The organism is Neobacillus sp. NRS-1170 (assembly GCF_050468025.1).
On sequence record NZ_JBITPF010000025.1, the window covers coordinates 1 to 10,902 of the forward strand.

General features: G+C 39.6%; 9 protein-coding genes. 6 read left to right on the forward strand and 3 right to left on the reverse strand.

The window, feature by feature from the left end; translation table 11 throughout:
* Window positions 1-90 precede the first annotated feature (90 nt).
* From ACIFOT_RS10290 to ACIFOT_RS10305, 4 genes are all read left to right on the forward strand, one after another.
* On the forward strand, window positions 91-792 hold the full coding sequence (locus ACIFOT_RS10290; RefSeq protein WP_430064369.1) for a CoA transferase subunit A: 702 nt from the start codon (window positions 91-93) through the stop codon (window positions 790-792).
* Window positions 793-807: 15 nt separating this feature from the next.
* Window positions 808-1,461: a 3-oxoacid CoA-transferase subunit B gene (locus ACIFOT_RS10295; RefSeq protein WP_430064371.1), complete on the forward strand. Its 654-nt coding sequence runs from the start codon at window positions 808-810 to the stop codon at window positions 1,459-1,461.
* 18 nt (window positions 1,462-1,479) lie between these two features.
* On the forward strand, window positions 1,480-2,265 hold the full coding sequence (locus ACIFOT_RS10300) for a 3-hydroxybutyrate dehydrogenase (protein ID WP_430064373.1): 786 nt from the start codon (window positions 1,480-1,482) through the stop codon (window positions 2,263-2,265).
* Between the two features lie 285 nt (window positions 2,266-2,550).
* Entirely contained in the window at window positions 2,551-3,936 is a 1,386-nt protein-coding gene (locus tag ACIFOT_RS10305) for a sigma-54 interaction domain-containing protein (RefSeq protein ID WP_430064375.1), read from the forward strand.
* Window positions 3,937-4,050: 114 nt separating this feature from the next.
* On the opposite strand, the gene ACIFOT_RS10310 is transcribed toward ACIFOT_RS10305, so the two are convergent.
* From ACIFOT_RS10310 to ACIFOT_RS10320, 3 genes are all read right to left on the reverse strand, one after another.
* A complete protein-coding gene (locus ACIFOT_RS10310; RefSeq protein WP_430064377.1) occupies window positions 4,051-5,349 on the reverse strand; it encodes an ABC transporter substrate-binding protein in 1,299 nt (432 codons plus the stop codon).
* A gap of 89 nt (window positions 5,350-5,438) precedes the next feature.
* A complete protein-coding gene (locus tag ACIFOT_RS10315) occupies window positions 5,439-6,266 on the reverse strand; it encodes a carbohydrate ABC transporter permease (RefSeq protein WP_430064379.1) in 828 nt (275 codons plus the stop codon).
* Window positions 6,266-7,234, reverse strand: coding sequence for a carbohydrate ABC transporter permease (locus ACIFOT_RS10320; RefSeq protein ID WP_430064381.1), 969 nt, complete (start codon window positions 7,232-7,234; stop codon window positions 6,266-6,268). The genes ACIFOT_RS10315 and ACIFOT_RS10320 overlap by 1 nt, the downstream gene beginning before the upstream one ends.
* A 201-nt stretch (window positions 7,235-7,435) precedes the next feature.
* Between ACIFOT_RS10320 and ACIFOT_RS10325 the strand changes: the two genes are divergently transcribed.
* Both ACIFOT_RS10325 and ACIFOT_RS10330 read left to right on the forward strand, forming a co-directional pair.
* Window positions 7,436-9,256, forward strand: coding sequence for a sensor histidine kinase (locus ACIFOT_RS10325; RefSeq protein ID WP_430064382.1), 1,821 nt, complete (start codon window positions 7,436-7,438; stop codon window positions 9,254-9,256).
* Window positions 9,253-10,836, forward strand: coding sequence for a response regulator (locus ACIFOT_RS10330; RefSeq protein ID WP_430064384.1), 1,584 nt, complete (start codon window positions 9,253-9,255; stop codon window positions 10,834-10,836). Before ACIFOT_RS10325 ends, ACIFOT_RS10330 begins: the two co-directional genes overlap by 4 nt.
* The last annotated feature ends 66 nt before the right edge of the window (window positions 10,837-10,902 follow it).

The window sequence follows — 10,902 nt, forward strand, 5'->3', positions numbered from 1 at the left end:
GAGTCTTCGCGCCTTCCACTCCAATCAACAGGGTGTCAATATCAACAATAGCCTTTAACACAGCCAGTTCTATAAAAGGGGGATAACGGAATGAGTAAGGGAAAAGTAATCGATTCATTTGAAAAAGCCATCGACGACATTCATGACGGAGCCACCATCATTGTAGGCGGGTTCGGTCTTTGCGGTATACCGGAAAAGGCAATTTTAGCTTTAAGAGATAAAGGAGTTAAGGACCTGACCATTGTCAGCAATAACTGTGGTGTTGACGATTGGGGCCTCGGCCTATTACTTGCCAATAAGCAAATTAAAAAAATGATTTCTTCCTATGTGGGGGAAAACAAGATTTTCGAACGCCAATTTTTAAGCGGTGAATTAGAGGTGGAGCTAGTTCCTCAGGGTACACTCGCTGAACGTATCCGTGCAGGAGGTGCCGGCATCCCTGGGTTTTATACGGCTACAGGAGTCGGAACACCGATTGCGGATGGAAAGGAACTTAAAGAATTTGACGGCAAAACCTATCTTCTTGAAAAAGCGATTGTTGGTGACTTTGCACTAGTGAAGGCTTGGAAAGGGGATCGGTTAGGGAATTTAGTGTATCACAAAACGGCAAGAAATTTTAACCCGCTGGCCGCAATGGCTGGAAAGGTAACAATTGCAGAGGTAGAAGAAATCGTCGGCGCTGGTGAACTGGATCCCGACCACATTCATACCCCAAGCATTTATGTCCAACGTGTACTGGCAGGGGAATTATACGAAAAGAGAATTGAAAGAAGGACGGTTATTCAAGCATAGAGAGGAGAATCTTTTATGGATGTTCGCCATAAAATTATTAGACGGGCAGTGCAGGAAATTGAGGATGGCATGAATGTTAATTTAGGGATTGGGATGCCGACACTGCTGGCCAATGAAATCCCGCCGGAATACAGTGTATTACTGCAATCAGAAAATGGCTTATTAGGTATAGGACCCTATCCGGACGAGGAACATGTCGATCCAGATTTAATCAACGCAGGAAAAGAAACAGTAACTGCTGTACAGGGGGCCTCTTACTTTGATAGTGCCGAATCCTTTGCGATGATCCGCGGCGGCCATATAAATTTAGCCATTCTTGGCGGAATGGAGGTATCTGAAAATGGGGACCTCGCTAATTGGATGATACCAGGGAAAATGATAAAAGGCATGGGCGGGGCCATGGATCTTGTCAACGGGGCGAAGCGGGTAGTTGTGATAATGGAACATGTAAATAAATATGGTGAATCGAAAATAAAGAAGGAATGTACCCTTCCTTTGACTGGTCAAAAGGTTGTCCATCGTCTTATTACCGATTTAGCCGTATTTGATTTCAATGAAGAAGGAATGGTGTTAACGGAATTGCAGGAAGGGACCACCATAAAAGAAGTGCAGGAAAAAACGGAAGCAATTTTTAGTGTAAGCCCACAGCTTATGTCAAACCAACAATAAACAGGGAGAGTGCACGAAATGGGGAAGCTATTAGAGGGACAAACCGCCTTTATAACCGGTTCTGCAAGCGGCATTGGGCTGGAAATTGCAAAAGCTTTTGCGCAAGAAGGAGCAAAAGTGGTAATTTCAGATTTGAATAAGGAATTATGTCATAAAGTAGCAGATGAGTTGAACAATCAAGGATTTAATGCCCTATCTGCCCCCTGTGATGTAACAGATGAGGAGGCCTATAAAAATAGTATCGATAAAGCTTACCAATCATTTGGAAGTATCGATATTTTAATCAATAATGCTGGGCTTCAATACGTTTCACCTATCGAGGAATTCCCAACAGAAAAATTTAAGCTGTTGGTGGATGTAATGCTGACGGCGCCATTTATCGGCATTAAAAATGTTTTTCCGCTCATGAAGAAACAGGGCTATGGAAGAATCATCAATATGGCTTCCATAAACGGGCTGATTGGTTTTGCTGGTAAGGCGGCTTATAACAGTGCGAAACACGGAGTTATCGGCTTAACAAAAGTGGCAGCATTAGAAGGGGCTGAATATGGAATAACTGTCAATGCCCTTTGTCCTGGCTATGTCGATACACCGCTCGTTCAGAACCAGTTGCAGGACCTGGCGAAAACAAGAAATGTCCCGTTTGAGAGGGTCATTGAAGATGTCATTTATCCGTTGGTCCCGCAAAAAAGGCTTTTATCCGTTTCGGAAATTGCCGACTATGCTGTTTTTTTAGCAAGTGAAAAAGCAAGGGGAGTTACCGGGCAAGCCGTGGCACTTGATGGAGGATATACTGTTCAATAGAACCTATACTGGGTTCTTTTCTTATTTTTTGGCGGAGGTTAAAGGCTATTGTTGATTTTTAACACTGTTGATTGGAGCGGAAGGCGCGAAGACTCCTGCGGGAGTACGGGGCAGGGGAGACCCCCCAGGCGCCAAAGCGCCGAGGAGGCTCCCCGGCACTCCCGCGGAAAGCGAAGCGCCTGGAGCGCAAATCAACAACTGGGTTTAACAGAGCCATTTTTTAAAAGTTTCAGGCAAGTCTTTTGCTATAATAGAATTAACACTATCAAAAAGGTGAGAATGTGAATGAAGGTAGGAATTGAGCAAATTCCCTATAACTGGCTTGAGGAAGTTATTAATCTTGCAGCAGAACGGATTGTCATTGTTGATAGTCAGGGGATTATCAAATATATAAATACCGCCTATTGTGAGTTTATTGGAACTACGGTAGAAGATGCGATTGGAAGACATGTTAATGAAGTAATTGAAAATACCCGCATGCATATCGTCGCGAAAACAGGTCAGGCTGAAATGGCGGCTGTTCAACGGATTAATGGAAGTGAAATGATCGCGAACCGCTTCCCGCTTGTCGTCGAAGGGGAATTAGTCGGAGCACTTGGAACGGTGATGTTTCGCAACCCCGAGGAATGGCGGCAATACCAGTCCAAAATCCAGTCACTTGTAGAAGAACTGAAATATTATAAGAATCGATTCGAAAAAGAAAGTAAATATAACTTTGATGATCTAATCGGCAGCAGTCCTGCATTTTTAGCTTCAAAAAGACTTGCTGCAAGAATATCCAGCAGTCATTCATCCGTTTTATTACTGGGAGAATCAGGTACAGGCAAGGAATTGTTTGCGCATGCCATCCATAATGGCAGCAGCCGCTCTGCCTTTCCATTTGTTCCTATAAATTGTGCTTCTATTCCAGAGCACCTGTTAGAATCAGAATTATTCGGATATGAAGACGGGGCTTTTACTGGGGCGAAAAAAGGCGGAAGAAAGGGACAATTTCAAGCGGCCCACCATGGGACGATTTTTCTTGATGAAATCGGTGATATGCCTCTTTCGATGCAAAGTAAGCTTCTTCGCGTACTGCAGGAAAAAGAAGTCCAGAGAATAGGCGGACAAAAATCCATTCCGGTAGATGTACGGGTGATTGCCGCTACCCATAGAGATTTAGACAAAATGGTAGAGGAAGGAACATTCCGGCAGGATTTATATTATCGATTAAATGTGATAAAAATCGAAATTCCACCACTGAAAAAGCGAACGGAAGATATCCCGTTTATTTCTGAAAGCTTGTTAACAAAGCTTGGTAAGAGATTCCACCGGCAAAGCACAGTGCTGTCTGCAGATGTAATCGATAGATTGCAAAAGCATAAGTGGCCTGGTAATATCCGTGAGTTGGAGAATGTCTTGGAGCGGGCCATTAATGTTTTAGATGGAGAAACCATTGAGATACATCATCTGCCGCTTTATCTCCGTGACCTTGAAGTGGATCACTATATCCAGCCACAACAAAAGCCCGATATACCAGTAAAGCCTTTAAAGGAAACATTGGCTTTAGTTGAAAAGCAAGCGATTCTCCATGCCTTAGAAGTTACTGACGGTAATAAGCTGGAGGCAGCAAAGCTTTTAGAAATAGGCAAAACACGCTTTTATGAAAAATGCAAATTGTACGGAATATAGAAAAGGCTCCTCACTCGAAGTGAAGAGCCTTTTCGCATTTCTAATCTAGAAGCGTCCGTGTATAGTGGACACTTGTCTTTTTGTGGTGCCTGACACCAATGTTTTTCTTTACAATTACTTCTTCAATTTAGCCCATGTTGCATCTAAAGCTTTCATAGCTTCTTCTTTAGACTTTTGACCGCCAACATATGCTTGAAGTGTTGCACCAAATTCTTGACCTGCACCATCAGGATATTTCATGAACTGCCAAGAGTAAGTTTTGCCGTCTTGAGAATATTTCTGAAGATCTGCACCTAGAGGTCCGATATCTTCTGCTTTTGCTTCGATTGTTTTGAAGGCTGGGATATACTTGAATTCTTTTACTAATGCCGATTTACCTTCTTCAGATGAAACCATCCAGTTTAAGAAGTCTTTTGCTGCTTTTTTGTCAGCGTCAGGTGCTTTGTTATAAACAACCCAGTTAGTTGGCACGTCAACCATTAGCTTATCTGCTTGGGCTGCATCATCCGTAAGAGCCAGTGGAATGAAACCAACTTCCATGCCAGGGTTTAATTTATCAAGCATTGGCTGAATCCAGTTACCTTGTTGGATCATGGCTGTTTCGCCGTTAGCAAATTGGGTAACTTCTGTATTATAGTCTGTTGTTAATGGATTCTTGTTACCGTATTTCACTGTTAAATCAACAAGCTTGAAGTAGTCTTCAAAGTATTTGTTGCCGGCAATTTTACCATTACCTTCATTTAAGCTCTTGATGAAGTTTTCGTCATCAGCTTGTTCGTAAGCAAATGGAACGTTAAGACCATGGTTTGCTAATACCCACCATTCTGCATATCCAACTGAGAAAGGTGTAATTCCAGCATCCTTAAGCTTCTTTGAAGCAGCTTCTAGTTCTGAATAAGTTTTAGGAAGTTCGGTAATACCTGCTTTTGCAAATAACTTTTTGTTATAAGCGAAACCATAACCTTCCATGTTAACAGGCTGTCCGTAAATTTTTCCATCGATTGTCATTGGCTTTAATGCATCAGGATATGCATCTTTCACCCATGGCTGATCAGATAGGTCTTCGAATTTATCTTTCCATGTCTGAGCTTCTTGGTAGCCGCCGTTACCAAAGATATCAGGTGCTTTGTTTGAAGCGAATTTAGCTTTTAAAGCTGCCGCTCCATCAGCGCCGCCGCCTACTGACTCGATATTAAACGTAACATTTGGATGTTCTTTCGTATATTTTTCTGTTAACGCTTTCAATTGATCAGCGATTTCAACCTTTCCGTTAAAGATATCAACAACTACTTTGCCATCTTTGCTGCCGCTGTCTTTTTTATCTCCAGATGCTTTGTCAGTGTTACCGCAAGCTCCTAAAAGAAGTGAAGCTGATAAAATCCCCGCTGCAATTGAATATTTTTTGAAAGCCATTTGGTTTCCCTCCGAAATATAAATTTTATTTTTATAAATCTCTACTGTCTGAGATTCAGACAGCAGAGGTTGTTACTACCTGAAGAAATTTATTTAATAGAACCGCTGGTGATTCCCTTGATAATGTGTTTTTGCATCGAAAAGAAGAAAATTAACAAAGGTATAATACCAAGTACCAATGCTGCCAGTGCTAAATCCCATTGCTTTGTGTACTGGCCAAAGAAGAAGAAGGTCGCTAAAGGAATCGTTCTTAAACCAGGATCCTGAAGAACCAGGGATGGTAATAGATAGTCATTCCATATCCATAAGCTGTTTAGGATGATAATCGTTACGGTAATCGGTTTTAATAAAGGGAATACGATTCTCCAGAATACGCCAAACCTTGAACAACCGTCGATAATCGCTGCTTCTTCAAGCTCAACTGGAATCCCTTTAATAAATCCGTGGTATAAGAAGATCGTCATCCCAGAGCCAAAACCTAAGTACATGATGACAAGTCCCCAGATGGTATTAAGCATGCCAAGGGTACCAGCTGTTTTGATGAGCGGAATCATAATCGATTGAAACGGAATGATCATCGCTGCAACAAGGGTCATGAAAATCACATTGCTGATTTTCTTCTTTGTCCGTACCAGCATGTAGGCTGCCATCGAACAAAAGACTACCAGAACGACATTACTCACAACCGTAATAAATACAGAGTTTGTAAATACCCTTAAATAGTCCAATTTTTCAAAGGCATTCACATAGTTATCGAACATGAACACTTTAGGTAAAGCCGATGTATTACTTAAAATCTCCGCAAACGGTTTTAAGGAGTTTGAAATCAAATAATAAAATGGAATTAAGAAGACAAGGCCAAGCAAGATAGCGAAAATTTCGCCGATAAAAGTCTTTCCTGTATACTTGTTTCCCATTATGATTCAACCTCCCTCTTCTTCGAAATGGTTACTTGAAGGATAGTAATCGCTGCAACAACGATGAAGAAAATTAATGCCTTTGCTTCCCCAATACCATAGCGGTTATTGACGAAGGCTTCTGTATAAATGTTTAGTGCTAACATTTCGGTTGATTTGAACGGACCGCCGTTTGTTAAGGAAAGGTTCGCGTCAAAAATCTTAAACGATGAAGCAGTGGTTAAAAATAAACAGATCGTAACCGCTGGTGCTACAAGTGGCATCGTGATATGGCGGAGAATCTGCCATCTATTTGCTCCGTCAATTTTCGCCGCTTCGATTAATTCCTGTGGAACGTTTTGCAAGGCGGCTATATAGATGATCATGATATAACCCGCACCCTGCCACACACTAACGATCACAATACCCCAAAATGCCGTATTAGCATCCCCTAACCATGCTAACTCGAAAAAAGGAATCCCCGTCAACTGTCCGAGAGAAGCAAACCCTTTTACAAAAATAAACTGCCAGATGAAGCCTAGTAAAAGCCCGCCAACCATATTTGGCATAAAGAAAACGGTTCGTAAGATGTTTCTTGTTTTTAACATTTGAGTGACTAGCAATGCTAACCCAAATCCAATAATATTCGTTAAAATAATCGCCACAACTGTATATTTGGTTGTCAGCAAGAAGGACTGTTGGAATTGTTTGTCCTCGGTAAATAAGTATTTAAAATTATCCAATCCAACCCATTTTATATCACCTGTAATCCCATTCCAGTCAGTAAAGGCATAGTAAATACCTGTGAAGAAAGGGATTAAGACAATAATGGCAAAAGCTAAAAAGGCTGGTCCAACAAATAAAGCATATAACCCCGCATCCTTAAGCTTTTTCTTATTTCTTAATGAAACTGATTCCGAAACTTTCGTGTTTGCCTGACTTTTAAAGGCTGCGCCCTTAACGTTTTCTATCTTACTTTCGTTATTCACTGACTGCACCTCCTATAACTTCATTTTAGAGAATCCATAAAATTATGAAACGGCTTACATTGACCACTAGGGTGGAAAATATTGAACACTCAAAAAAATCAGATGAAAATTCCACTATGAAAAAAATAATTGAAGTATGCTAAAATGAGAGCAAATATTTTACTGGAGCCTTAATGAAGCGATCCGCAGGGGGAATAGTTTATGCAATGGAGTATCCGTAAAAAACTAATTGTCACATTAATGGCTGTCATTATTCTCCCATTCGGAACCGCAAATGTATTTACATACAATCAAACAACGAAGTCACTCAATGAACGTTTTGTTTCCACTAATCATGATCTTATTGTAAAAGGAGAGCAAGAACTGTCTACATATTTAGAAGATGTGGCACAAATGTCAACGGTTCTTTATCGCTACACTCCCTTTATGAATGTAATGAGAGATGGGATTTCACGAAACTTAAGCTATAATCAGGAAGAAGTCCGCAGAGCTTTAGCGTATTTATTTAATACAAGGCCTGAAATTGAACAAATGCATCTTTACATTGATAAAGAAAAAGATTCTTATACCAACTATCACTCTACAATAAGCGGCCGGGGGACCTACGAACATATCTTTTCTCATCCTTATTATGCCCGGTTAAATCGGTCGAGAAGCTTTTCGGTTATTGAGCCGCCGCATAAAATTTATAGTTATAACAATATTTCCGTTATTCCTAATTCCCAAAAGGTGGATGTATTAAGCTTTCATAATATCCTCCGGGATGTCCCTTCTGACAAGTTTTTAGGTTTTTTGTCGATTGATATAAATCTTTCAAAAATTGGTGATATTGCCGGCAGATTGTATACGGATGATTTAGAAGACCTTTATATCATGAATGAAAATGGAGTTATTATTTACTCTTCAAATAAAGATGAAATTGGAAAGGAAAATAAGGAAAAGTGGTTTCAGCAAGTGAAAAAGAAACCCAAGGCGGGTAAAAGTCTCGAATGGAAGGATAAACAATTCTCAGGGGTAATCGTTTATGAGAATTTCTCTAACTCCTTTAAGAATTGGTATATTGTTAAACGAATTCCCTATGATGTACTCTATCAGAGTGCCAGACAGACGGCACTCACTAATATTTTGATTGGCATTATCACACTTGTTATTGTATTAATGGCTACTCTATTCATTTCCTTTAGACTCACGGCCCCGATTAAAATATTAATTGCTAATATGAAAAAAGTAGAGAAGGGCGAGTTTGAGGCAGATTTTGAATCGCTTGGGAACGATGAAATTGGAATGCTCGGAAGGCACTTCAAATTAATGATTGCCAAAATTAATGAATTAATTGAGCGGGAATACAAGCTGGAAATTGAAAATAAATCCTCACAGCTAAGAGTGCTTCAGTCCCAAATCAATCCGCATTTTTTGTATAATGCTTTTCAATCCATTGGTACGCTGGCGCTAAAATTAAAGGCGGTGCCGGTATATTCACTGCTTACGTCTTTATCCACGATCATGAGATACAGCATGAACATGAGGGAGGATATTGTTCCGTTTGCTTCCGAGTTAAAGCATGTGAAAGCTTATTTATCCTTACAAAAACAACGATTTGATGAACAATTTGAGTTTAACCTGAGTATCCAGCAGGAGGTAGAAGAGATTCCTGTTCCGAAAATGATTTTGCAGCCGATAGTCGAGAACTGTTTTAAGCATGGATTTGACCAGAAGGTTGAAAAAACAATCATTCATATTGAAGGATATTTGCTGAATGATGATTCTGTTTGTATAAAAGTAAAAGATAATGGCATTGGCGTAAATGAAGAGCAGCTAAAAAAGATAAAACATGAATTAGTTCATGGGGTACCAAAAGAAGAAAAGCAAAGAGAAGCAATCGGCTTAAAAAATATTTATGACCGCTTGCAGATTTATTACAATAATAAGGCCACAATGGACGTTTGCAGTGGTGAAGAAAGTGGATTTATCGTTACCATCAATATTCCAAAGGCACTGCCAAAAGAGGTGGAACATTTATGAAGGTCTTAATCGTTGATGATGAAAAACATGTGCGTGATGGTATTAAGCTGCTAGGAGAATGGGAACAGAATGGGATTAACGACATTTATGAGGCGGGAAACGGAGAGGAAGCCATTCAGCTAATCCAAACGATTAAGCCTGAAATAATTTTTTCCGATATGAAGATGCCTAAAATGGACGGAACCCAGCTTCTCGAATGGATTAAAGACAATCAGCCAAACAGCAAAACCATTGTTGTCACCGGTTACGATGATTACCATTACATGAGAAAAGCCATACACTTCGGAAGTTTGGACTATTTATTAAAACCAATTGATCCAGAAATCTTGAATCAGACACTAGAAAAAGCGGTAAAGGAATGGAAAAAAGAAGAAGCGGATAGACAGCGAAAAGAAAGCAGCACGCAATTAATAAATGAAATGAAGCCTGTATATCGTGACCGAAAGTTGACACAGCTATTGAACAGCGAAAGCATGAAAGAAAATTTGTACGAAGAATTTGGCTTTCACCTATCGCAAAATTATTTAGTCGCTCTTGCCAGGATTAATGGCAAGACGATTGAGGTTTTTCAGGGAGATCGTGATCTAGCCTATTTTACGATTCTAAATGTTATTAATGAAATATTAAAGGAAAATGAATGTGGAATAGGCTTTCGATATTTATCCAATAAGGGTGAAATCGTGATCATTTTCTGGAACAAATTTGACCTAATTGACGAGCTTTTAGGACGAATTTATAAGTCAGTTAGGAATGCGATGGATATTTCCTGTCCAATTGCAATTGGAAAGCCAGTGAATAAAAGCTTCAAATTGATTGATTCCTATCAGCATGCCAAGCAGGTTTTATTAAATAGTAATATTTTAAATAAAACCACGAGAGTCTTTCAGCAGAATATATTGCAGTCTGATGCTTTACGTAATCTGATGGCCTACTCTTCAAATATAGAATTAGCTGTACAAGCTGGTGAAATAGAGGCATTTGATGACGTAATCAATCAAATTGTCAATGACTTTACAGAGAACGGATATTTATCATTAAATCAACTGCTGCATTTTGAAAACGAATATTTAGTCATCAGCCGCAAATGGTTTAAGTCTTATAATCTGACTTTAAAGGTAACTGAGAATATTGAAAAACGAGTTGATTTATTTTTCGACCAAAACGGTACCTTTCAATTAGAAAAATTTATTGAAAGAAAGCGAAGAGAGATTTCCCTCTTCTTGAAAAAGGTAAAAAGGAGCACGAAAGAGAAACAAAGCAACATCATCTATGACATCGAAAAATACCTGCAGGCAAACTTCGATCGGGATGTGAAACTGCAGGAGATTTCTGAGCATTTTTATATCAGCCGTGAATATATTTCGAGGAAATTTAAGCAAGAATTTAATGTAAACATCACCGATTACATTGTGAAAATCCGTATGGAGAGGGCAAAATCGCTCCTGAAAAACAGCCAGTTAAAAATTTATGAAATTGCGAACATGATTGGCTACCAGGATGATAAATATTTTCGGAAGGTGTTTAAAAAGGTTGTGGGTGTTACACCGAATGAGTACCGTGCGGAATATGTTAAACAATAGTTTAACGTTAGCGGAAATCGGTATTAACTTGTTTTACCTCATTTTTTTATTGCAATAGAAAAAGTA